Origin of the sequence: Scytonema sp. PRP1, assembly GCF_036697665.2 — a bacterium.
In the GTDB taxonomy this organism is placed as follows: Bacteria; Cyanobacteriota; Cyanobacteriia; order Cyanobacteriales; family Nostocaceae; genus Kalymmatonema; species Kalymmatonema gypsitolerans.
Genome location: NZ_JBAHYJ020000074.1, coordinates 24810 through 49906 on the forward strand (window position 1 = coordinate 24810; position 25097 = coordinate 49906).

The 25097-nt window shown below is 45.4% G+C and carries 11 protein-coding genes and 3 pseudogenes; 3 read left to right on the plus strand and 11 right to left on the minus strand.

Annotation, left to right across the window (positions count from 1 at the left end; all coding sequences use genetic code 11):
- The 4 genes from V5G28_RS16855 to V5G28_RS16870 form a co-directional block, all read right to left on the minus strand.
- Entirely contained in the window at window positions 1-195 is a 195-nt protein-coding gene (locus V5G28_RS16855) for a hypothetical protein (protein ID WP_336230995.1), read from the minus strand.
- A 90-nt stretch (window positions 196-285) separates the two neighbouring features.
- Window positions 286-1701 (minus strand): mercuric reductase, encoded by a 1416-nt coding sequence (locus tag V5G28_RS16860; protein ID WP_336230997.1) that lies wholly within the window; start codon window positions 1699-1701, stop codon window positions 286-288.
- Between the two features lie 56 nt (window positions 1702-1757).
- Entirely contained in the window at window positions 1758-2147 is a 390-nt protein-coding gene (locus V5G28_RS16865) for a DUF6130 family protein (RefSeq protein WP_336230999.1), read from the minus strand.
- A gap of 133 nt (window positions 2148-2280) precedes the next feature.
- Window positions 2281-3003 carry an SDR family oxidoreductase gene (locus V5G28_RS16870; RefSeq protein ID WP_336231001.1) on the minus strand — a complete coding sequence of 241 codons (723 nt, stop codon included), beginning with the start codon at window positions 3001-3003 and terminating at the stop codon, window positions 2281-2283.
- Between the two features lie 401 nt (window positions 3004-3404).
- Between V5G28_RS16870 and V5G28_RS16875 the strand changes: the two are divergent.
- A pseudogene (locus V5G28_RS16875) lies at window positions 3405-4016 on the plus strand (RNA-guided endonuclease InsQ/TnpB family protein); the annotation flags it as partial.
- Between the two features lie 11 nt (window positions 4017-4027).
- Here V5G28_RS16875 and V5G28_RS16880 read toward each other — a convergent pair.
- Window positions 4028-5412 (minus strand): annotated as a pseudogene (locus V5G28_RS16880) (IS4 family transposase).
- 462 nt (window positions 5413-5874) lie between these two features.
- Window positions 5875-6186 (minus strand): hypothetical protein, encoded by a 312-nt coding sequence (locus V5G28_RS16890; protein WP_336231004.1) that lies wholly within the window; start codon window positions 6184-6186, stop codon window positions 5875-5877.
- A 302-nt stretch (window positions 6187-6488) separates the two neighbouring features.
- Between V5G28_RS16890 and V5G28_RS16895 the strand changes: the two genes are divergently transcribed.
- Both V5G28_RS16895 and V5G28_RS16900 read left to right on the plus strand, forming a co-directional pair.
- Window positions 6489-6791, plus strand: a complete 303-nt coding sequence (locus tag V5G28_RS16895) for a hypothetical protein (RefSeq protein ID WP_336231005.1) — start codon at window positions 6489-6491, stop codon at window positions 6789-6791.
- Entirely contained in the window at window positions 6775-7191 is a 417-nt protein-coding gene (locus tag V5G28_RS16900; RefSeq protein WP_336231006.1) for a type II toxin-antitoxin system VapC family toxin, read from the plus strand. The genes V5G28_RS16895 and V5G28_RS16900 overlap by 17 nt, the downstream gene beginning before the upstream one ends.
- A gap of 133 nt (window positions 7192-7324) precedes the next feature.
- Here the strand turns inward: V5G28_RS16900 and V5G28_RS16905 are convergent, their stop codons facing one another.
- From V5G28_RS16905 to V5G28_RS16925, 5 genes and pseudogenes are all read right to left on the minus strand, one after another.
- Window positions 7325-10567, minus strand: coding sequence for a DUF3987 domain-containing protein (locus V5G28_RS16905; RefSeq protein ID WP_336231007.1), 3243 nt, complete (start codon window positions 10565-10567; stop codon window positions 7325-7327).
- A gap of 485 nt (window positions 10568-11052) precedes the next feature.
- Window positions 11053-11688 (minus strand): annotated as a pseudogene (locus V5G28_RS16910) (IS630 family transposase); the annotation flags it as partial.
- Window positions 11689-11885: 197 nt separating this feature from the next.
- Window positions 11886-16094, minus strand: coding sequence for an amino acid adenylation domain-containing protein (locus V5G28_RS16915; protein WP_336231008.1), 4209 nt, complete (start codon window positions 16092-16094; stop codon window positions 11886-11888).
- The gene (locus tag V5G28_RS16920) at window positions 16091-23758 is read right to left on the minus strand and encodes an SDR family NAD(P)-dependent oxidoreductase (RefSeq protein WP_336231009.1); all 7668 of its coding nucleotides are present in this window, start codon (window positions 23756-23758) and stop codon (window positions 16091-16093) included. Before V5G28_RS16920 ends, V5G28_RS16915 begins: the two co-directional genes overlap by 4 nt.
- A gap of 45 nt (window positions 23759-23803) precedes the next feature.
- The gene (locus tag V5G28_RS16925; RefSeq protein ID WP_336231011.1) at window positions 23804-25093 is read right to left on the minus strand and encodes a cytochrome P450; all 1290 of its coding nucleotides are present in this window, start codon (window positions 25091-25093) and stop codon (window positions 23804-23806) included.
- Window positions 25094-25097 lie beyond the last annotated feature (4 nt).

Genomic DNA, 25097 nt, shown 5'->3' on the forward strand with positions numbered 1-25097 from the left:
TCAACGAAGACCACCTGTGATGTACAGCGTTTCGGTGGCGAACAGGCGTGAGAGGTCTGCAAGATTCGAGGCATCGCTCTGAACACCCGTGATGTTTTTACCGATCGCTTTGACGGCGGCATCAAGTTCAGTTTGGCGACGACCCGTGATGAAGACATAGGCACATAAAGGCGACAAAGCACTTGGCAGTGGCAAGACCAATGCCGGAAGTACCGCCGGTGACAAGAGCAACTTTTCCTTCTAGTTTTTTCATGATTATTAGTCCAGTGGTATTGCACTTGCTGCCTAAAACTTTGAAAACAGCATATTTAACCCTTCGGTCATCGTGGGATGAGTCAAAACTCCATCGCGCAGAACGGTGTAGGGCATCTGAGCTTGCATCACCATCTGCACCGTCGAAATCACTTCACCTGCTTCATGACACAAGAGTGAACAACCGAGAATACGACCTGTCTCGGTATCAATGATCGCCTTCATTAGTCCATCGGTTTTACCTTCTGTTTGGGCTCGCGTAATGTCTCTTGCATCCAGCTTTGCCACTCGGATGGCATACCCTTGTTGTTGCGCTTCGGTTTCGGTCAGACCCACATGAGCCAGTTCTGGGTCGATGAACAGACAAGATGGTACCAAGCGATCTGCGCTTCGCAGCAGCGCTTCGCTATCGCGCGTGCTGCGGTTGCCCCCATCAATCAGATTCGCTTTGACAATCCGATAATCGTCCAATGCTATATGAGTATATTGCGGTCCCCCATTGATATCACCTAACGCCCAGATATTCGGTACGTTTGTCTCCAAGCGATCATTGACTCGAATAAATCCGCGTGCATCGGTTGCTATACCAGCACTAGCTAGATTTAAGCTTTCGGAGTTTGGTGTACGACCAACGGCAACGAGCAATTGCGTTCCTTGAAGTTCCATTTCCTGATCAGCGACTTGAAGAAAAAGTTTAGTTGCATTGCCAGAGCGCTCGACCCTTAACACCTTCGCCTTCAGCAGAAATTCAATGCCGTCTCGTTCCAGCAGCCTTTGAACGGCGATCGCAATATCTGGGTCTTGCTGTGACAGGATTTGCTCACTCTGCCCAATCACGGTGACGCGAGAGCCAAAGCGCTGAAACATTTGGGCAAACTCCAACCCAATGTAGCCACTCCCAAGCACGATCAGGTGCTCCGGCAACTGTTCTAGCTCCATAATCGACTCACTGGTCAAAAACTCAGCTTCTTTGAGTCCCGGCACCGATGGAATCAACGGTCGCGTGCCTGTATTGATAAACAATCGTTCTGCGGTGAGTAAGCGAGTATCGCCTTCAGCCGTTGCCACTTCAATCGTTTTAGGTGCCACAAAGCGAGCGGTGCCAATGATCAGACCATCTCCTAATGAGGTGTGTAAGTTGTTAAAATTTATTGGTCGCAGGGACTGCACGACTGATCGTTTGCGCTGAATCACTGCCGCCAAATCAACCGTGGGCGGTGCCGTGTTGATGCCATAGGCAGCACTGTTTCGCACAGTATTTGCCACCTCTGCACTTGCCACCATCGTTTTGCTGGGAACGCAGGCAATATTAGGGCACCCGCCACCAATCATATTTAAGCTACGTTCCACCAGAGCGGTTTTGCGTCCGTCCGCGACTAGTGCAGGTGCCAGGGTTTTACCCGCTTTACCGCTACCGATAATAATGTCGTCATAGTATTGGATATCCATTTCTATCTCCTTTGAGTTTGACGTGCGAAGGTCAGCTAGAAGAGCGGGGTGTTTACTCATCGCTCAGGATCGGGTACCGTGAACGTCACCGTTTCGCTGGTGATTACTTTGTGCGTAGGGTCGGCTAGTTCGATCAGCACCTTGTGCGGACCAGGTTCCAGTCCCACCAGGATCAACGTTTCGCCGCTGGTGTCGACAAAGTGCCACGGCGTGTCGTCAACAGTGATGTGGATATGCCCGATGCGCGGCGATACTTCGAGGGCACCTTTGCCGAATACCGGCAGCACGCGCAGGTTCTCGGTCCGGTACTGGATGAAGACGCGACCCTGGGCTAGCGGTTCGGGAAGCGGTGGATCAACAATCAGCTTGGCTGGTGCTTCATTTTCGATAGGGATCAACGGTGACGGTCCTAGAATATCCTTGGCGCTCGGGGTGTGGTTGTCCATAGCTGTTAGGTACTTGAAAGTAGTTTGTATGACGGTTCCTTTGAAAAGGGGAACAGGCGCAGGGTCATAGCTCCGGAGCGGAAAGTGAACGATACACAGCCCGCCCGGAACATTACCGATCGCTTTAGAGCGTTTAAATCTGTGCCATACCGCCATCGACAAACAGCTCGATGCCGTTCACATAGCTGCTGTCGTCTGAAGCGAGAAAGACAACGGCTTTGGCAATCTCATCGGGCGTGCCTACTCTTCCCAGTGGGATATTCTTGGCTTGGCTATCCACGAATTCCTGCACCTGCTCATCACTCAGTCCCAAGTGATTGAAAGCAGGAGTAGGAACCACGCCAGGACTAATAGCGTTAACCCGAATCTTGCGCTCTTTGAGGTCGAGTGTCCAATTCCGGGCAAACGAGCGCACGGCGGCTTTGGTAGCACTGTAAACGCTGAACGCTGGGGTGCCTACGGTAGAAGCCGTCGAGGCGTTCAGAATAATGGAAGCACCCTCTGGCAACAGAGGCAGTGCCTTCTGCACAGTGAACAGCAGACCTTTGACGTTAGTGTTGAACGTTTTGTCAAACTGTTCTTCGGTGATTGCTCCGAGTGGGACGATTCCTCCACCGCCAGCATTGGCGAAGAGTACATCGAGGTGTCCTTGCTCTTGCTCGATCGTGGCGAACAAGCGATCAAGGTCTTCCATTTTGGAGGCATCACTCTGAACACCCGTGACGTTTTTACCGATTTCTTTGACGGCGGCATCAAGTTCAGTTTGGCGACGACCCGTGATGAAGACAAAGGCACATAAAGGCGACAAAGCGCTTGGCAGTGGCAAGACCAATGCCGGAAGTACCGCCGGTGACAAGAGCAACTTTTCCTTCTAGTTTTTTCATTTTGGATGAGTCCTGTGATTGTTGAGGGGTGAAAGAATCGTTCGCAGTGGGTTGCTTTCAACAGGAGTGCAGCAGGTAGAGACAGATGATTGCTATGAAACCTCTTTCTCAATTGGGTAGGCCAATGCCGCTCTGTTATCTGTTACATAATCTTAATTTAGAGAGTTTCGTCGATTGTGTCGCTGAGAAAAACTTCAGTTGATAAGCTGACAAATGAGGCAACTGATAAACTGACAAATTTGACAGGTATGACCAAGCCCCTTCGGGCAAGGCAGAGGGCAGAAGGCAGCGCGAGCTGAAGGAACAGAAGATATCTTCATATGTCTTATGTGAATCGTGTTAACATAAAATAGTAGTTGGTTAGGTCGAGCCGATGATAATTTACGAGTTCAAAGTCAAAGGAAAAGACAGACAATACCGCGCGATAGACGATGCTATCCGTACTAGTCAATTCATTCAAAACAAGTGCCTACGTTACTGGATGGATAATAAAAGCGCGAACTTGAACAGATACGACTTGAATAAACATTGCGCTGTACTGGCGGCTTTATTTCCTTTTGCTGATGAACTTAATTCAATGGCTAGACAATCTGCGGCGGAACGTGCTTGGAGCGCAATAGCTCGGTTTTACGATAACTGCAAAAAGAAAGTTAAAGGTAAAAAAGGTTTCCCAAGTTTTAAAAAACACTGTCGTTCAGTGGAATACAAAACATCAGGATGGAAGCTTTCTACTACTCGAAAAGCAATAACTTTCTCAGATAAAAAAAACATAGGAACCTTGAAACTAAAAGGAACCTATGACCTCAACTACTACGACATCAAGCAGATTAAGCGTGTTCGGTTGGTGCGTCGTGCTGACGGGTACTATGCTCAATTTGCTGTTGATGTTGACTTGAAAGTTGAGACTGAACCAACTGGTCAAGTAGTTGGCATTGACTTGGGTTTGAAGTACTTCATCGCTGATAACAAAGGCAATGTAGAACCTGACTTTTCCCGTTAAGTCTCTCTAGCAAGCTGCCAACCCTCACAGAGGTCGTGCAATTTTAACCAGCCCCGCCACAGTACCCCAATACCAATGGGTGTATTATGACGATGTTCCAAGTAACCTCCTAAACGGGCGATCGCTTCCACAGCCCAAGCAACTGTTAACACCTTGGGTAGTTTGGATGATTTGACTTTCAAAACTTGAAGCTCAAGGGGATTGAGGACTTCAATAGCGCCAGCGGTTGGCTGGGTGCGATGTAGATAAGTCAACTGCAAAAGCTCAACAGCAATCACACTCAAGAAACCAAGCAAAGTTTTCATGCCATCAGCAGCAAGTCTGTATCGCTCCACCTGGCAACCGGATTTTAATATTTTGTGATATTCCTCCACGTGCCAACGGTAAGAATACCAACGTAAAATCGTAGTAGCCATCTGGGCATCAGCAACTACTTCTGTTGTCAGCAACATCCATTCCAAGGGTGTTTCATCTTCTGGACAATCAATCTCAGTGGCATAAACAGCATACACCAGTAGAGGGTCACGGTTGTCAAAACGGTAGGGAGTACGGAGATTAACTGGACAAAACCGCACCACTAATTTAGCTTTGCGGGCAGAACGCTTGCTCGTTTCTGGCAGATCAATTTTCTGGTGAAAAGAGACGGGCTGCGCTTCCAGCCTTGCCCATAGGCGTTCACTATTTTGATCTAAACTACGGTTCGTACCGTCGTACCAAAATTCCTGTGTGCTGAAGTTGACGAACTTTGTCGAAAACTTCTGTGATATCACCTTCTCTATCAAAAGCATGAATGACACGAGTGGACTTACTTACAAGATTTTCCACAGTGGTGAGTGCCTCTACCCACCTGTAAGATTCTTTTTCTTCAAAGGGGCGTTTTCGGGCTGAAGAACGGGCTGCTGCTTGCCGTTTTTTCTTCTGTGTTGGGGTTTCATCTTTTGGTAGCTTCTGTTTTGGTCAAGGGTTCCAAAGTTTTTGCCACAGCAGACCTATCGATTGACCTTTCTCAGGTTCTATCGCGCTTAGCGCTGTGCAATATTAAGCCATTGCCTCCCTTACCAATCGGACCGTAACATAAATGTTTTAGCCACAATGCTCTTATAATCAAGGAAAGTGGTGTCTCCGACACACAGCACTACCTTATGCTCCGCAACCGTCTCCGCCGTCATCTGGCAGTGAGGCTCAATCAGCTTGGCAAATTCTGCCTTGGAATTAGCAAAAACTCATACGCTCTCTTAAGTACGGTTGCTCGGTTGAAGATTTCTGACAGCGCCTTGCCAAATCCTTGGCTAAGAGCCTTGCCAATCGACATTGCACGCTCATTTAATCTGCGATCGCCTAAATCACAGGTGGCAAAATTTTTCTCCCACCAGTCCAACATGACTTGTCACCTTTAACACCGGATTTCAATTACTGTACCGTATATGCTGTGCTTTATCCAGAATCCTTTGTGAGCAAGCTTTTTGAGACTTAACGGGAAAAGTCAGTTCATCGTACCGGATACCAAGTATCTGGCGCATCTGCTCACCATAGAGCTTGGCTCAGATCTTGCACCTCTGGGTACAAACCCAGGGAATGTAAAAATATACGCAATAAGGCTACCTGATTTTTGTTAGCTTTTATCGCTAAATTAAGGGTTTTAATTTAATACTGAGTTATTCATTTCCATCAATTTTTCTTGGTGCAAGATGTGAGTTGGCTTTGATTTCGTTAAAATGGGCAGCGGATAAACACAACTCAAGGTGGGCTTGGTTTAAAACCAGCTCCCAAATTTTAGTGGCAATTTTACCTTGCAAGGCTAAGCTGAAATAAAAAACGGAATCGAAAACAAGTCTGCTTCTGGTCATGAAAAGATACTGTCGATATAAGCCTCCTGTTCTTCTGGAGTTTTATTTAAAAAAGATTGAGGACTTTGCACAAGCTTTGTTAAATTCAATAATTCTTGACCTGCCTGCTTTTGTTTGCTTCTCAATTCCTCCGTTACTTTCTCTCCCAGCAAGATTTTCACCACATCGCTATCAGCCAGCAGGGCGTTAGAGCTTTTGCGGGCATCAATAACAGTTTGTAGAGAATCATCAATGACAACGCGCACAGTTTTACGAGCTGCTTTTTTGGCTTGCCCAGTAGTAAGTTTTAACTTGGTAGTTACAGCCATACATTTGTTTAGTGTTCAAATTCTGGTTTGCTAAACCATTTTTGTCAATTTTTATAGCTTTGACTCCCTTCTAAAGCGTGTAGGTTTGCGGTTGCTTGTTAATCAAATTTCTCGTAATAGATTACGAACTAACTAGAATCTAGGATTTTTGTCTAAATTCCTAAATCTCAGTGGTTAGTTGTGGCTGGCGAGTTTTGGCGATATTTACAAACCCTATTGAAAAAACTCTAAACCATTTGTTTTTCACGAAATAGAGTGTGTGAAAATTTGACAGTAATCTAAATCTGTATGACACTTGAAATATGAGTGTCATACAATTTATAAAGACTAAAGCAAGCAACAATATTCAGGTCAGGTCAACTAAGCTGAAGCCAAAGCTTGTATATTATGCCCAGCTTGATAACACCACTATAAGCCACATTGTGAATCAGGCACTGGAGCAGTATATTGCCAGTAGAGATAAAACTACCCAATCAAGCAACCCCTTAGCTCACTGGAAAGGTTACGGACAGTCCGAGAAAAGTAAAGAAGAGTTTGAAAAACTAACTCAATATTTAGAAGAGAATAAAACAGTTGCCAGCAGAGAGTATGAATTTACTAATTGACACCAACTGCCTGATTTACTTTTTTTACGGTAAGCATGAGGCATTCGCTAGCTGGTTTGTAAATATTGAAGCTCAAAATATTTTTGTTTCCAGCCTAACTATATTTGAACTTTTAAAAGGCTTTGGCTATATTGAGAGCAAGAAAGGCATGGAATATGTCAACGACATAGCCAAAACTTACAAGATTTTAGATTTTACTCTAGAAGATGCCCGTGAAGCCAGCAAGATTTACGACAACTTAAAGAAATCTGGGAATAGAAATGACTCTTTAGATGTTTTACTTGCTTCTCAGGCTATAAATCATAAATTGACCTTAACAACCTTCAACTACCAGGACTTTGAAAAAATAGGCAAGTTGAAACTAAAGAAGTTTTATTTTGAAACTGCACCAAAAAAGTAGTTTGACTTATAAAAAGTCAAAAACTCTGCATTGGTGGTCGATTCTACAACTTCAGTTGCTCAAAAACAGGCAACAACGCCCTCTAGTTGGGATTTTATAGCCCTACTGCACTTTTACTGTTTTTTGTACCACCTCAGTCAATTTTCTTTAAAATCCAATCAGCCCTACCCCCCGAGATTCGAGTAGTTAGCGTCTGCCTACTTTTGTTCTGATACTGGATTGAGCAACCCACAAACCAGCCGCGTTCTGTTTCCAGCTCGGTTATGGTGGCGCTCACCTCCCATTTATTCTCAAAGTGGCGCTCACTGGGATAGCATTTGATACGCTCCCCTGCTTTTAGGGAGAAGCCCAAAGGTTTGAGAGAGGTGTCAGCACTATCAACTGGTTTAGAATTTTCTACTGCATTTTGATTCACGCACTGGTCATCACGCAAAAATGTTAATCCATCACGCGAGTCATCACGCGGCTGTGAGGCTGGCTCTGTAAGCTCTTGACCTTCTACAATCACGTTGGCGTGATGGTGTGATGGGCGTGATGTTTTTTGGTTTTTTTCTAAGTCCTGTTTATCCAAGTTTACAAAAGACGAGTTTGTTTTTTCGGGAAATTCATCACGTTCATCACGTTCATCACGCGAACTCCCCAAAGTATTGTTGGATAAGGATTTTTCCTTGAAAAAACCATCACGCGAGTCATCACGCAAAAACGTTGATTCATCACGCGAACTTCCCAAACTATTACTGGATAAAGTTTTGAGACCATCACGCCAAAAGATAATAGGTGTAAAGACCCAATTTCTCTTTTGCTTCTCAACCTTGCCGTAACCCATTGCCTCTAGTTCGCGAAAATGCTCAAGGGCTTTTTGGCTACTTCTGAGGGCATAAAATTTAAGAGCAGCATCTCTTGGAGTGATACTACCTTTTTCAGTAGCAAATTCTAAAATCTTAGCTAGCAGTGCGGACAATTCACCCTTGTCAGCTTTGCTCTCGGCATGAAGCGTTTTAATCTGACAGGTGTAGAATTCAGCCAGGGCGATCGCTTGATTCATGGTCTTTAGGGAGATTTCATTAAAAGCGTTGGCAACCGCGCTGCCATTAAAAGACATCTCCAGTACGTGCAAATTTAGAGCCAAGCGTCCAATTGCCCCTTCCATTTTGGAGTAAACTGCCCTCATGCCAGGTTGAGGGTGATTAACCCGCTTTTGCTCCAAATCGTTGTAAACTGTTTGGTATCGCTTAAAGGCTTCCCTCGACAGTTTATACTGGCACAGCGGCAGGGAGGCAATACGGCGATAGCAGCCAGAGAGCAGCTCATTCAGATTAATATCCGTGTCATCGTCTGGAAGGGTGGAAGCAGCCAACGGTTGGATAGCAAATAGGAATCTTGCCCAATGCCCATCGGAGTCTTTTAAGTCTTTAGTATGCTCCTTTAGAACTTCTGGCTGGATACCACCAAAAATTGATACATAGATGCGCTCCACATCAACTTTGATGCCACCTGCTCTCAGAACCGTTTGCCCAAGACCATCGTAGTAAGACAGCATATCCTGCCTGTCCGACCCCTTGCCTCCCCTGTACTGGTTGGCTGAGTTGAAAAGTCCTGCCAGTTCGTCAATCAGGGCAAACATGGCCTTAGTAGGGGTTTCCTGCGCCTGCGTTTTGATTCCCTCTCCTGTGGCATCTGTGAAAAAGTAAACTGGCAGTCCTGGCTTTGTTGGTTTGGGGTCTTCTCCTGCACTTTGCTCCCACTCAGCCAAATCTTGCTCGTATTGGGTCAACTGGCGCAGATAGTTGTCTTTAGCTTCGTTTTGCAGCAGTCTTAAAGGTTTTTTAATTAGTGTCCTGTAAACTGGCGACTTCTTTTGCCCCGACTCCCCCACCACCGCCGAGAACAGAATGGGAGGCACAGAAAAATCCATTGCTCGGTGGATTACTAGTTCCGTCCCGACTGGGTGCAAAGTGGAAACTGTAGTTAAAACTGCCGTCAGCGCCACCGACTCAGGGATATTTAGCCAGCCGCACCATAGTTTGAGCGGGTCGGCCAGTGGCTTGGGTAGAAAGTTGGCTAAATCTATTGAGTTGTTGTCGCCTGTCAGCAGCTCGGTGATTTCGGCTTTTCGCTCCTCCCTGCCCTCCTCTTGCTCTAAGTCCTGGCGCAGTAGTTTGGCAATTCCCTCAATATCTTTACTTTGAGTACCAGTTTGTTTAGCCAACTCCAGCAGAGCGGCTTTCTCCTCAAAGGATTTTAAGCCACGAGAGAGAATTTCTCGAATCCGCTCCGTCAAAGACACTTCTACAGGGAGTTTAATCTGGGCGACATTATTACTTGACTGGTTGGTATTATTAGTTTTGCTAGTTAAAGTCTGCTGTCGCCTGCGCCATGATTTGATGCAATTAAGAATTACATCGTCAGTCAGGGTTGGGCTGGGGTTGTCTTTCTCAGCCGATTTCCAAATCTGGTCTGCTTCCTTAGAGTCTAGGGGTGGGGAGCATCTAGCACAGTAGTTGTCAAACAGTTGTCTGGGTTCACCACTATAGTTTTCACCTAAATATTGCAGTCTTACACTTGTCCCGATAAGGTTTCGGGCTATGGCTGCGCCTGTGTCGTTTCTTCTGCCATCGGGTGCGCCGTTGGCAATTAAATGCCTCTGTTCTAGGGTTAAACACTCTTGCAGCGGTATCTTCTCATCAACCGTTAATGGTGATATGGAAGGCAGTGTATTTGACCTAGTGTCTTGCACAGAAACTGGTGTTACTTGTTTTACTGGTACAATTGCCCGTAGTAGGTCAAAGTTGTATCGATTTCCACTAGCGGCAATAATTGTTGATAGGTGTGTACCACTAGGAGAAATATGGTAAGCCCCAGCCAAACGCATTACCCGTGAGGGGTTTTTAAGCGCTCGGTCAGCATTGGCGTACTCTAAGAGGTCAGTTTGTAGGGCTTTCCAGCTTACAGGCTCTATTGGTTGGTCAAATACCCAGTAAGAGTGAATGGACTTGCCGCCCGTGTCAATTTGGAAAGTTGGCTCAGGTAATTCAAGTCTGCGCCACAGCTCCCTAGAAATTTCTTTATCTAACTTGTCGTGTTCATAGAAAATAGCCCGACACTGAGTAACGTCTTTGTCGCGCTGTCCGCCACCGTTGACAACTAGGTAAACTCCTCTGCCCTCTGCCTGCCAGTTTTGAATAATCTCAATAAGCTCGTTTAAACTTCTAGCCTCAGCTTTCTTGCCCCCGTCTGCTGCTTTGCGTGGGTCGTCCTTATGGTAAAAAGCCCTAATGTAAACGGTGTCGCCTTTTTGGTATCCAAGCAGGGCTAGCTGTTGAGCTAGTTGTCCGCAGACAACTACTAGTTGTCCACTTGTCTCTTCGCTGTGCATTTAGTTGTCCTCAAGATGCTTGATTTTGGTGGACAACAACTTTCGGGCAACTAGTTGTTCTTGGCGATCGCTTAGGCTATAATAGCCATAGCTAAAGCGGAACAACTATATGCTTGTTAAAGTTGTCCAAGTTGTCCGTTGGTTTGTTTTGATAAAAGCACCTTAGATTTCCTACGTCTCAGGGTGCTTTTGCATTTCTACGCCTTATTGGTTTTAAAGAAATAATTTTTGTTCTTTCCTCCCTTATTTTTGTAGACAGGTGCAATAATTATACATTAACTACAGTTAGAGCTAAAATTGATTTTGAAAGCCGTTGAGCAACTACCTACAAATTTTAACTTTCTGATTTTGCAGAAAAATTAGTACGCTAAGTAGGTCGGCGGAAAAATTTCTAAGTATGTAACGAAAAGTTAACAGAAGGATTAGAGTTAAATTTGAAACGTTGTGTAGTGTAGTTTCCTTTTTCTCCTCTAGCTTCAACGCCCTCAATGACGGCATATGCACTCGTTGAACTCGTCATCAAACATTTGCCCAGACAGTTCATAATTCTTAAGTTGCTGCCACTCCAATTCAATTGGGTTCATTTCTGAGCAGTATTTGGGTAAAAAGAAGAGATATAAACCCTGACTTTCCCACTTTGACCAGTATTGTTGTACTTGCTTGCATCGATGTATTGAACCATTGTCTTGTACAATTACCCGAATGCGTCCAATGGTTGCAGCCTGTTGTGCCTCCTGCTCTATCATATAGATGTAAGATATACTACTAAAACTTCCAATTACTAAACCGTAGACAAAACTAATTAAAGGTTGAATTAAGCCGAGAATGCTAAGTCTTCTGCCACGTCGCAAGGGAGTGTTCTAGACGTTTTTGTTCACCCACTGGGTAATATGTGTAACCAGGAATGCTCCACATGCAAAATCCTGATTCATCTAAATACTTCAGGTCAATTTCCCCCACTGCTGCGGCTAACTCCAACATATCCAGGTCTGCTTGTTTTATTTCTCGCGCTACCGGGTCTTGCTTACCCTTATGGCTCCTTCGCGCTCGTTTCCAAATGATCCCCTTTTTTTGAGTACCCGTCTTAGCCTGTCGGGACTCAGTTTGAGCGAGCGATTGCGCTCTGCGCAGTGCCCCTTGGGCAATCGCTTACCACAGCAGGAGAACTCATTTACAACCCTATTGCTCAAAAAGCAGATGATACATACGCGCATTCTGGCAGATTGTATGCAATCCGTCAAATGAACGGATGGTAAGCCTTCTAGAAATCTTTTCGGTCTACTGATAGTTGTTGGATATTACGCCATCTTGTGATTCCTCAATCATCTGCCTGTGACCGCTCAATGCAGATTGTCAGCTGTTTTGCTAAAACCTGAACGTGAGGTTCACTGAGCATTGTGAAATGGTCACCTGGAACAAGGTGGATATCCAGAGGTTGAGCAGAAAACTTGTCCCAGCCCAATCCTAGTTCATCTAAAATCTCAGAGTAGGCATGACTAACAGCATCTATCTCGCTAGCCTTGAAAAACGTAACCTGAGCAGGATAAATTGCCTGTGGCATATAAACACAAGCTGTTTGAAAGTTAGTTTTGAAAACCTGCATTATACCTTGAAGTTGCTTGATTCCAACATCGGGAGGCAGTAAATTCACCATTTGCAACCGCTCTTTGAAGTAGTTCAGTTGCTCCAGAGGATCAAGAACTTTGAGAGCTTCTGAGGATACGTTTAAGCTCTTTCCGTAGATATTTTCATATATGCTGGCAATCATGTTCAGCCATCCAGCATCATCGCCATCAAAATCTAGTTCATTAGTTCTATAACCTGGTGCACGAGAGTCCAAAAGGGCTAGTAGAGCCACCTCATATCCCCGCTCGTGTAACTGAGTCGCCATCTCAAAAGCTACCATACCGCCAAAGGAATGACCACCCAAAAGGTAGGGTCCAGAGGGTTGAATGGAGTGTATTGCTTCAATGTAATAAGCTGCCATGTCCTCGATTCGTGTGTGCGGCTTTGATTCCCCATCAACACCGAGTGATTGCAATCCATAAAATGGTTGTTCTTTACCTAAATGATGTGCCAGGTTGTACAAGTAGATGGTATTGCCACCAGTTCCAGGCACGCAGAAGAAAGGTCGCTTAGAACCATTAGGCTGAATAGGTACTATTGGAGACCAATTTAAAGCATCTATCGGCTGGCGGAGAATAGTCGCTAGTTGTTCAATAGTTGAGTTTTGGAATAGTGCCGCCAAGGGTAGATTTTTCTTGAATTGCTGCTCAATCCGAGCCATCAATTGCACGGCTAAAAGAGAATGGCCACCTATATCAAAGAAGTTATCCTTTATTCCAACAGGGTAGACTTTCAGAACTTCTGCCCAAATTTGTGCCAGTTTCTGTTCTACGATGTCAAGCGGTGGGACAAAGCTAGCTTGCATAGCGAGGTTGTTTGTATCAGGGGAAGGCAGGGCACGGCGGTCTACCTTACCGTTGGGCGTCAGGGGCAACGACTCCAGCATGACTATTGCAGATGGCACCATGTACTCTGGCAGCTTTGTTTTCAGGAATTGGCGCAACTTGCTCATTGTGGGTGCTGTGTGCTGTTGTGGCACGATGTAGGCGACTAAGCGCTGATCTCCAGGAGTGTCTACTCTGGTTGTGACCACAACTGAATGAACTGATGGGTGTTGACTCAATATTGCTTCTATCTCCCCCAATTCGATGCGGAAGCCGCGAATCTTTACTTGATTGTCGATACGTCCCAGGTATTCGATATTGCCATTGGGCAAATAGCGTGCTAAGTCTCCGGTTTTGTAGAGGCGGGAATTGGGGTCAGTGCTAAACGGGTTGGGGATGAATTTCTCTTGTGTTAACTCCCGACGGTTGAGGTAGCCTCGCGCTAAACCAGCGCCACCGATGTGCAATTCTCCTGGTACGCCAATCGGCACTGGTTGCAGATTGCTGTCTAGGATGTAGATTTGCGTGTTGGCTATTGGGCGACCAATCGGGATAGTTTGCTGATGAATTCCGCTGTTGCAAGTCCAGTAAGTTGTATCAATGCAAGCTTCAGTCGGTCCGTAAAGATTGTGCAACTCTACATTCAAATTTGCAAACAAGCGCTCTTGAAGAGCGACAGGCAAAACTTCACCCCCGCAAAAGATTCGTCTTAAAGAGTCACAGGTTTCGATACCCCCTTGCTCTAGAAGGATTTGTAGCAAAGATGGGACAAGTTGAACAGCAGTGACTTTGCGATCAGCAATCTCTTTAATGAGATAAGCACTGTCCTGATGACCTCCGGGTCGAGCCATGACCAATTGCGCTCCCACAAGTAATGGCGCGTAAAACTCCCAAACTGAAGCATCAAAACTAAATGGAGTTTTCTGTAGGACTTTGTCTGCCTCAGTTAACGGGAAGGTTTCTTGCATCCAGAACATATGATTGCAAATGGCGCGGTGAGAAATCATTACCCCCTTGGGCTTACCTGTGGTTCCTGATGTATAAATTACGTAGGCTAGATTGTCAGCTACTACCTTGCTGATTAGGTTTTCCTTGCTCTGCTGGGCAATAATTTCCCAGTCGTTGTCTAGGTAGATTATCTGTGCTTGCTGTTTGGGAAGATTTTCTGAAAACCGCTGTTGAGTCAACAGCACAGGTACCTTGGCATCTGATAACATAAAAGCCAAGCGCTCTTTTGGATAGGCGGGGTCAAGCGGCACATAAGCCCCACCCGCCTTGAGAATTCCCAACAGTCCCACTACCATATCCAGTGAGCGTTCCACGCAAATGCCGACCAGTACCTCAACTCCAACACCCAAACTCTGCAAGTAATGTGCTAGTTGATTGGCACGACTATTTAATTCTCGGTATGTCAGTTGTTGCTCTTCAAACACAACTGCCACTGCATCTGGTGTCCATTCTACCTGCTGCTCAAATAATTCATGGATACATTTGTCTTGCGGATAGCTCACTTGTGTTTGATTCCACTCCACCAACAATTGATGGCGTTGTGCATCATCTAGCAATGGCAAATCAGATACTCGTTGAGAGGGATGACTCACAACTGCCTCTAACAGAGTTTGAAAATGTCCTGCCATTCGCTCAATAGTCGCCACATCAAACAGGTCTGTATTATACTTGAATGCACTCTTAAGCGATTCCTTTGTTTCAACCATTTCTAAGGTCAAATCAAACTGACCTTCTTGTTGCGCCATTTCAAATGGTTTCAGCAGTAAACTACCCCAATTAACTGGGATTCCTGTTTCGCTGTTGTTGAGTAAATCTACGACCTGATCTTGCTGTGGTTTTTGTAAGACAAACGATACTTGGAAAATTGGCGAATAGCTGATATCGCGATTCGACTGCAATTGTTTGACTAATAATGGAAAGGGATAATCTTGATGGGCGATCGCTCCTAATACCCTAGAACGGACTTGAGCTAGGAATGCTTTAAAAGTAGGATTACCCAAAAAATTTGCTCGCAGTACAACTGGATTGACAAAGTAACCAACAATGTTTGCAAACTCAGTCTTACTCCTACCTGTGGTTGAAGAACCCACTAAAATATCTGACTGCCCCGTGTAGCGATGGAGTAACACCCCAAAAGCTGCCAGAAGAATCATGTAAAGGGTTACTCCCTCAACTTGGGCTAACTCTTTAAGCTTTTGTACCACTTCTTTAGATAACTTAAAGGCATGGGAGGCTCCCTGATAAGTTTGTACTGATGGTCGAGGTCGGTCTGTTGGTAAATTTAGTAATGGCAACTCACCAGCTAATTGTTGTTGCCAGTATTTCCAAAGATCCTCTCGTTGAGAACCACTTAGTATTTGAGCCTGCCATTGAATAAAATCTTGATAGAAAAAATTTATTGCTGGTAAAGTTGCCTTGACTCTTTCTTTTTGGGCTGCATACAGCAACCGCAATTCGTTCACAAGTATCCAAAGAGACCATCCATCGCAAGCGATGTGGTGGATGGTTAGTAACAGAACATAGTCTTGTTCTGTGACACCAAACAAATTGACCCGCATGACAGGTCCAGTTTCCAAATTAATTGGACGCTTGTACGCTTCAACAACCCGCTGCTTTAGTTCCTCCCCATTCCAAGTGGAAGCATCCACCTCTTCAAGCCAGACTTCCTGAAACTGATGAACTTCTTGAACTGGTTCACCGTTTTGCTCACGAAAAGTGGTACGTAGCATTGGATGGCGAGCTATCAGCGTTCCAAAAGCCTGTCGCAAGGCTAGAACATCTAAATTGGAGCAGATGCGGGCTGTAAAGGCAACGTTATAAGCTGCGCTTTCAGGTGCCAGCTTGTACAAAAACCATAGTGCTTGCTGACCGTGAGACAGAGGAATTGTATTAGGCGTTGCAGCACGCCTAATAAGAATATTTATAATTTCTAGTTTATGTTGCTTAATTTCGCTTAATAGTGCTGGAGTCAATACGTCCCGAGGTGATCGGTAGCACAGTTCGTTACCCTCAACCCACAGTTGTACATTTTTCGTCGAAAGATTGTGGAGGAACTGTGCTAAATTCATAATCTACCTTCAATCCAATTATCTAAGTTTGATGTCACTGCTAATTCGACAGATGTTTCTGTTGTAGATTTCACCTCTGTTAGTTGTTCGCTCACGTAGGCTGTTATACTCGCGACACTGAGTCCCTCCATAAATTTTACTATCGGGATGTCCACCCCGAAGTTATTTTGAACCCAGTTCCTTAGTTCTAGAGCCGTTAATGAGTCAAGTCCCATATTGTTCAAAGGCTTATCTACGTCCAGTTGGTTGGTTAAACCAAGAACTTTGGCAACTTGGGAACGAACATAGGTCATCAAAAGCGTTTGTTGTTCATGAGTGGTAGCATTCTTTAATTGCTCGAAAAACTCGTGTTGTTGAACCAATTGAGAATGCTGTTGTGCTAATTGCCCAGATGCTTGCTGAAAATCACTTAAGAAAGACCAGCGTGCAGATTGTTCATTAAACTGTGACCAATTAATAGGCACTACCCCAACTTGAACAGAGGATTGATTGAACAATTCTTCTTCAAGCACCTCCAAAACCTGTTGGGGGGCTATAGTTCCTACTCCCTTCGTCTTGACCCACTCACCTGCTTGGCGCTTGGCTGCGGCTCCTATCTCGGTAACCGCTCCCCAATTGATGCTCAATCCTGGTAGCGCAATAGATCGACGATAATATGCCAAGGCATCCAGAAAAGTATTTGCTGCTGAGTGGTTGGCTTGACCCGGAGAGCCGAGTAAAGAAGCAGCAGAGGAGAACAGCACAAAGAAATCTAAAGGCAGATTTTGTGTCAAAGCGTGGAGATGCCAAGCTCCTTGGACTTTGGGAGCCATCACCGACGCAAAGCGTTCCCAACTCAACTGTTGTAGAATCCCATCATCCAAAACACCCACAGAATGAATGATTCCCCGTAATGGTGGCAGAGATTGCTCAATTTTTGACAGGACTTCGGTGACTTGTTCAATATCAGACACATCTGCTTTCGCTACAATAACTTGAGCGCCAGCCGACTCTAACTCTTTGAGTTGGCTACTGATAGATGAACTCGCACCACTGCGACTGACCAACACCAAGTGGCGTGCTCCTTTTTGTACCATCCAACGAGCCACCAGCAAACCCAGACCGCCTGTACCCCCGGTAATAAGGTAGGTACTATCCTCACAGAAGGCTTGCGGCAATTGCGCGGTTTTTTCAACAATTTCTGGGTAGTGGGTGACAACAATCTTGCCAATATGTTTGGCTTGCTGCATATAACGGAAAGCATCTACCACGTTATGGATAGGGAAAACCTTTTGTGGTAAAGGCTTAAGATTCCCGGACTCAAACTGCTGCATTATGTGGCGCAGCATTGATTGGATTAAGGTAGGCTCTTGTTGACACAGCTGCACTAAATCAATAAGAAAGTAGGAAACATCAGATCTTGCCTTAAGAATTTCATTAGCGTCCCAAACACCCCTCTTGGCCATTTCTAAAAAGCGACCTTGGGTACTCAAAACCGACAAACTTTTGGGAATGAATTCTTTTGATGTCAGAGAGTTCAGTACAATGTTAACCCCCTGCTCTTTAGTGATAGCCATGACCTCCGACGCAAAATCCAGGGTGCGAGAATTCATCGTATGTTTCACCCCTAGGGACTTCAGAAATTCCCACTTGCTAGGACTGGCTGTGGCAAAAACCTCTGCTCCTGCTTGTTGAGCTAGTTGAACCGCCGCCATCCCAGTTCCCCCAGCAGCAGCATGAATTAATATGCGGTCGTGTGCTGATATTTTGGCTAGATGATGCAGAGCGTAGTAAGCTGTTAAGAAATTGATAGGAATTGTTGCAGCCTCCTCAAAGCTCAGAGTTTCTGGCTTATGTGCCACCATCGCAGCATTGACTGTAACATACTGGCTAAAACTGTCAAAAGCTATAGCTACAACCGCGTCTGCAATCTCAAAACCTTCTACTCCTTCGCCAATGGCGACTATCTCGCCTGCACACTCACCCCCAAACCAACCTCGTTCAAAGGGTAGCACGCCCAAAGCATCCAAGACATCTAAAAAATTCAGCCCCGTAACCATTACCCGAATCTCTACCTCACCAGGATTGGGTTTACGGCGTGTCGTCGCCTGTAGCGTCAAATTTTCTAAGGTTCCCCGAGAGGAGATTTCTAGTCGGTAAGGCTCGTTTTGCGGAATCTCAAGCCTGTTTTCCACAACTGAATCTTCGGTCTTTTGATAAGGAGCTAACCTAGCTACATAACGAACGTGGTTGCGGAAAGCAACTTGGTCTTCAGCATCTTTTGACCAGATTTCCTCAAACAAGTCTTGCACCTCATCCCCCACAGCTTCAGGGTCTAAATCCACCCGTACGCAGTTCAGTTCTGGATGTTCCAGAGCAATCACTTTTCCCATACCCCATAAGGGAGATTGAGCCACTCCTGGAACCTGAGAATTTGTGCTTGCGACAGACTGCGCTCCTCGGGTTACTAACCACAAGCGCGGAAGCTGAGAAAACCCTGCCTGTACTATTCCTTGAACTAGGTGCAAGGTACTGCCGCATATTTCCTGTGAAGCTATTCGTAAATTATCGCTTGTTAAGGCTTGTGCTGTCACTGCATCTAAACTCCAGCAGTTGACTACTCCGTGCAGAGATTGATTTGCTCCCACTGCTGCTAGTAGCTGCTTGAAGTCTTCTGGTTTAGTTGGGTCTATCTTAAATTCTTGTGAGCCTAGTTGTTCATACTCCTTCCCTTTAAAGACTAAGGTACATGCCTGTGCTTGCGATCGCAGTTGTGTGGCTAAGCGCTGACCAACTCCGTTGCTATCAGCCATAATTAGCCAATTCTTGGGCTGGGAAATTGCCCACCTAGGCTCAGATGAAGTTTGCGCCACAATCACAGCCTGTTGAGAGATAACTTGTTGGCTCTTTTGTGTAGACGGAATTGTTACAACTTGTTGAAATCCCATTTGCTGCAACACTTCTTGCCATTGGGAAGTAGCCAGCAAGGGATAATCGGGTCGCAAATCTAAATCACCGAAGCGCCACCAACCTTCTGTTAACCCGAAAATCAAATCTAACCAACGTTGGCGAGTAGTTCCTTCCAACAGCACAAGCATACCATTTGGTGTTAACAACTGCTGTACATGCTCTAAGCTAGTACGCAAATCTTTGGTCGCATGCAGCACATTAGCAGCCACGATTATATCGTACTGATGGAACTCAAACCCTTGAGGCTCAATGTTTTGTTCGATATCTAAAACTTCATAGCGCACAAAGGGATAATCTCGGAACTTCTGTTGTGCAGCTGTACTAAACTTGGGGGATAGGTCGGTAAAAACATATTCTGTTAGATGAGCGGGAAGTACAGGCAGAATATAGGAGGTTGTTCCCCCTGTTCCGGCTCCAATTTCTAGCACTCGCACCCTACGAGAAGAAGGCAAACGCTCTAAAGCTTTTTTGACCACCTTTTGTACCAGAGTGTTCATCACCTGTGCCCCTGGAGAATCTTGATACAATTGGGTGGCTGTGGTTAAATCTCCTTGAGGGAATAGCAATTCTAACGGATTACACTCTCCTCGTAAGACTTGTGCCAAATTAGAAGCGCAACGTTGCAGTAGGGTTAATTCTGCTACAGCGTCTGGATACTCAAGTGCAAGTTGACTCAATTGCTTTTCCGGGTTTGGCTTGTGTGGTACTCGAACCACTTCCCACATCGAATCGATAGATTGCACCACACCAACTTCAACTAGCATCATCAGCAGACGCTCTAGTAGCCGCCAATGTTGACTGACTACACCCAACTGCTGTGCTATAAATGCTGTGGAAAAGTGCTGTCCCAGCTGAAATTCCCACCCCATTGTACTTAAGGCGCTGAGTACATACTCAATACTTAATGCTTCCAACCCCCTCAGTAATTCCCCATAAGCTTCCAAGTTTTTTTGAGCCATCAATTCAGCCACTTCTGAGCGGAGATGAGCATCAATTTCTATGGGTGCTGATAGGTAGTCGGGCGGTAATTGCTTTGTTCCCACACGCACAAGAGGACGCCACTCGACTTGATAGAACCAATTGTGCCAAGATTCCTCTGTCGTCCTCAGTAGAGCTTCACGGCTCGCTCGTATCAGTTGTAAACCCTTTAACTGTGCTATGACTTGCCCATCTTCGCTATAAAGACACAAGTTACCCTCAAGCACCCCGGAATTCGAGTTCTTGACAGGATTGATTTGAGCAGAACTCCACAAATTGATACTGGGACGATAAGCAAATTGCAGACGTTCTATCTTTACGGGCAAATAAGCATCTGTGCCATGATCATTTGCCAAAATCGCACCTAATACTTGAAAACTCGCATCTAGTAAAACTGGGTGTAGTTTGTACTCAGTTGCAGTTGCAGTTAATGCTAATGGTAAGCGAATTTGGCTGATGGCTTCTCCTTGCTTGTGCCAGAGTTTTTCTATTGCTTGGAACGATTCACCATAATCTATTCCTCGGCTGCGAAACTCTTGGTACAAATTAATCGGCGATATCTCTTGTGTGTCTTGTGTAATGAAAGACTCCCAATTTTCCGGCGAACTTTGACTACATTGGTCTGCTTTAAAGACTTTTCCACTAACATGCAGTGTCCAAACTGTTTGTTGGTCTTCTGACTCCTCTGTTAGACTAAAAATTTGGAAAGAGTAGGCTGAGTTTTCATCAGGTGTCAAAATTAACTGTATTGTCTTTTCTTGTTCATCATCCAGCATTAATGCTTGTTGGATGACGATATCTTCTAAAACTAAATCATCGGACTTCAAAACAGCAGCCCCAGCAGCCAAAGCCATTTCTATATAAGCACTAGCAGGCACTATCACTTTCTGATAAACGCGATGGTGCTGTAGATATGCTGGCGAATTCTGGCTAATTTGAGATGAAAACTGAATTTCTTTTAACTTTAATGGAGAATTGAGTCGCCGACCAAGGAGGGGATGTGTTTGCCGAAATTGATCTCTATTTGTGGATAATTTAACTATTTTATCAATTGTAACCTTTGTATTTTCCACCCAATAACGTTGGCGTTGGAATGGGTAAGTTGGCAATGCCACTCGCTTACGGTTATTGTCTCGGTCAAAACCTACCCAATCTACCTCGACTCCACGTACGTATAATCCCGCTAAGCTCTGTAGCATCTGCTGCCAATCTGACACTCCTGGACGCAAACTGGGTAGCCAGACTCCCACTTGTTCGCTTAAGCAGTTGCGCCCCATCCCCAACAATGTCGGTTTGGCTCCGATCTCTACAAATACCTCATAACCTTTTGCATTCAGTGTCTTGATACTTTTGGCAAATTGTACAGGACGGCGTAAATGTTGACACCAGTAATCAGGCGAAATCTCTTGCGATGTCAGTTGTTCTCCTGTGAGGTTGGAGATGATCTCAATTTGGGGAGTGGCGTAGTTGACTGTAGCAGCAACCTCACGAAATTGAGCCAGTATTGGCTCCATCAGTGGTGAGTGGAAGGCATGCGATGTTTGTAGCTTTTTCGTTGTGATTCCTGCTGCTTCTAAGGAGGCACAGATACTTCCGACTGTCTGCGCTTCACCAGATATCACTGTGTTTTCTGGTCCATTTAAGGCGGCAATCGCTACTTTATCAGTATATAGCTCCGTGATAGCACGTATGGTCTCCTCCGAGGCATACACTGCTACCATCTCACCACCAGCAGGTAAACTCTGCATCAGTTGGCTTCTTGCTGCAATCAGCTTGAGTCCATCTTCTAAACTCAATACTCCTGCCACACAAGCAGCAACGTATTCTCCTAAACTATGACCCATCACGGCAGTGGGTACGACACCCCAATATTTCCATAACTCAGAGAGTGCATATTCAATGGCAAATAAAGCAGGTTGGGTGTAAGCTGTTTGGTCTAATGGCGAAGTTTCTCCTGGTTCGGGGTAAAGAACGGTTAGCAGTGACTTGCCTAAATAAGAACGTAAAATTTCATCACAACGGTCTAAGGTTTGCTTAAAGATAGGCGCAGTTTCATAGAGTTGGCGTCCCATGCCAATATATTGTGAACCTTGCCCAGTAAATAAAAATGCGACTTTTGGACGCTTCTTGCTTTTTACCTGACCACTGACAACTGTGTTAGTCTCACCTGAAGCCGTAAAAGCAGATAGTTCTTTTTGCAACTGCACCTTAGATTCAGCGATAATAGCGAGGCGGTAGTCAAAATGGGATCGCCCCGTGTTAGCAGTAAAGCAAACATCTGCTAGCGACACCTCAGGATGTTTCAAAAGAAACTCCTGATAACTTTGCGCCATCTCTAAGAGTGCTTTCTCACTTTTAGCTGACAAGGTCAGAAGATGCAATTGACGTTCAATTGCTTCTTTCTTTTGACTTTTAGCTTTTGAATTTTGACTTTCTAGTGGTGCTTCTGCCAAAACCACATGAGCATTTGTGCCGCCAAAACCAAAGGAGCTTACCCCAGCTAGTGCCAAACCAGTTGCTTGCGGCCAAGGCGACAAAGTTTGTTGAACTCGTAGCGGCAGTTTATCAAAGGGAATATAAGGATTTGGCTTTTGGAAATGCAGGCTTGGTGGAATTTGTCGATGTTTAAGAGATAACGCCACTTTAATCAACCCAGCAATTCCCGCTGCTGCTTCTAGATGTCCTATATTGGTCTTGACCGAACCCACCTTACAATAGCTTCCTTGAGGGCGTCCTTCTGCTAGCACCTTTCCTAAAGCCTTCATCTCTATTGGATCGCCCAACTTTGTGCCAGTACCATGTGCTTCAATATACTGAATTTGTCCAGGGGAGACACCCGCCTTAAAGTAGGCTTCTCGCAGCACTGCCTCTTGTGCTTTGGGATTGGGAGCTGTCAGTCCATTGCTACGCCCGTCTTGGTTAACTGCACTCCCCTGGATAACTGCATAAATGCGATCGCCATCTGCCAGAGCTTGTGATAATGTCTTCAATACAACCATCCCAGCCCCTTCGCTGCGAACATAGCCATTCGCTCGAGCGTCAAAGGTTTTGCAACGACCATCGGGAGCTAAGAAACCCCCTTTGGCAAAGCCAACCGTAACCCAGGGTGATAACATCACATGCACGCCTCCCGCTAACGCCAAGCTGCACTCTCCACTCCATAAGCTTTGGCAAGCTAGATGAACTGCAACTAGAGAAGATGAGCAGGCAGTATCAATTGCTATGCTTGGCCCAGTAAAACCAAATATGTAGGAGATACGGTTAGCAGCAATGCAATTAGTATTACCTGTGGCTGCATAAGCATCAATGTTGCTGGGATTGCCTATTAAAAGCTCGTAGTAGTCGAAGCTAGAAACGCCAATAAAGACGCCTGTTGGTTTACCTGCCAAATGCTCCGGAATTTGTCCGGAATCTTCTAGAGCTTCCCAAGCCACTTCTAATAAAAGCCGCTGTTGCGGATCTATGCTCACAGCTTCTCGTGGAGCTATAGCAAAAAATTGGGGATCGAATAAATCTACCTGCTTAAGGAACCCACCCCAACGGATACTCATTTTTTCGGGCTTTTCTGTGTCCTGCTCGTAAAAAGTTTCTAAATTCCATCGCGAAGAAGGCACTTCTGTGATGGCATCCACACCACCATGCAACAATTGCCAGAAGCCTTCTGGATTCTCAGCACCAGGGAAACGGCATCCTATGCCAATAATTGCAATCGGTTCTCTATTTATCATGCTGTTCATGGGTTTTGACTTTGATCTCTCAATGTTGCAATTGATGGCTTGGTTTTATTCAGTAGTTTCTGGCGTAAAGGCAATAGGGAGAGCTTTCAGACCGCGTAAAGTGACGTTATTTCGCCATTTCAGCTTGTGTGTAGATAGCTTCAGGGCAGGCAGTTGTTGCACAAGTGTGTTGATGGCAATTTCAGCTTCGAGCCTTGCCAGTGCTGCACCCAAACAATAGTGGATACCGTCGGCAAAAGACAAGTGACTGTTATTTTGTCGTGTAATATCGAGGTGATCGGGATCAGTAAATTGGGCAGGATCGCGGTTTGCAGCTCCCAAGGAAACAAAAACTTTCTCACCTGCTCGAATGGTCACACCATTTATATCAACGTTTTCAGTTGCTACTCGTGTGGTGAGTTGGATTGGGCTATCGTACCGCAGCAGTTCCTCCACAGCTCCTTGAATGAGCGTTGGTTGCTGTTTCAGCTTTTGCATCTGGTCCGGGTGACGCAACAGGGCAAGCATACCGTTGCCTATAAGATTTATTGTGGTTTCTTCACCAGCAACAAACAACAGCATACACACGGATACAATTTCTTCTTCACTGAGCTTCTTATCCTGTTCTTTAGCTGCAATCAGGGCACTCAGCAGATCCTGTTGAGGTTTTTTTTGTCGTTCTGCAATCAGGCTTTTGAAGTAATCCGTGAACTCCAAGGCAACTTTATTCATCCGCTCATAGTCTTCCAGAGACCTGAGTGGATCTAAAACAGAAGACAGTTCATCAGTCCAACGATGCAGCTTGGAACAATCCTCCATCGGCAGACCCAGCATTGTGGTAATGACCTTGACAGGTAATGGGCAGGCAAAATCGGACATAATGTCCATAGAACCCTTATCCCAAACTTTGTCAATCAGTTCGTCCGCTACTTCCTGGATTTGGGAACGCAAGCGTTTAACGGTTGCAGAAGAAAAGGCTTTGCTAACCAGACCTCGTAACCTGGTATGATCGGGCGGATTTAAATAGATTAACCATTTGCCAGTGGCTTGTACAAGTCCATTGAAATCGCCCTGTTCCAAGTAATGGCTTCTCTCTTTTATCTTTTTTGGTGTCGCACAAATGCAAAAGCGAGAATCGCGTAAAACTGCCTTGGCATCGATGTAACGAGTAAGTAGCCACACACCCATAAAGGTTCGGTGTACAGGTTCAAAACAGCGGAGGTGGTGGTAAGTGGGATAGGGGTCAGCTTGAAACTCTGGGTCGAGAGGATTAAATTTGAACGTTTTTGCTGCTCCTGATTTTTCAGTCTCAAAAAAATTAATAGCTCGGTGGTTGAGATTGGTAACTGACTCCATTTTT

Bases quoted from the DNA above. Each gene is read 5' to 3' on its own strand.
- V5G28_RS16865 (WP_336230999.1), bottom strand. From the start codon at position 2,147: ATGGACAACCACACCCCGAGCGCCAAGGATATTCTAGGACCGTCACCG.
- V5G28_RS16905 (WP_336231007.1), bottom strand. From the start codon at position 10,567: ATGCACAGCGAAGAGACAAGTGGACAACTAGTAGTTGTCTGCGGACAA.
- V5G28_RS16920 (WP_336231009.1), bottom strand. From the start codon at position 23,758: ATGAACAGCATGATAAATAGAGAACCGATTGCAATTATTGGCATAGGA.
- V5G28_RS16900 (WP_336231006.1), top strand. From the start codon at position 6,775: ATGAATTTACTAATTGACACCAACTGCCTGATTTACTTTTTTTACGGT.
- V5G28_RS16895 (WP_336231005.1), top strand. From the start codon at position 6,489: ATGAGTGTCATACAATTTATAAAGACTAAAGCAAGCAACAATATTCAG.
- V5G28_RS16860 (WP_336230997.1), bottom strand. From the start codon at position 1,701: ATGGATATCCAATACTATGACGACATTATTATCGGTAGCGGTAAAGCG.
- V5G28_RS16890 (WP_336231004.1), bottom strand. From the start codon at position 6,186: ATGGCTGTAACTACCAAGTTAAAACTTACTACTGGGCAAGCCAAAAAA.
- V5G28_RS16915 (WP_336231008.1), bottom strand. From the start codon at position 16,094: ATGAATTTAGCACAGTTCCTCCACAATCTTTCGACGAAAAATGTACAA.
- V5G28_RS16925 (WP_336231011.1), bottom strand. From the start codon at position 25,093: ATGGAGTCAGTTACCAATCTCAACCACCGAGCTATTAATTTTTTTGAG.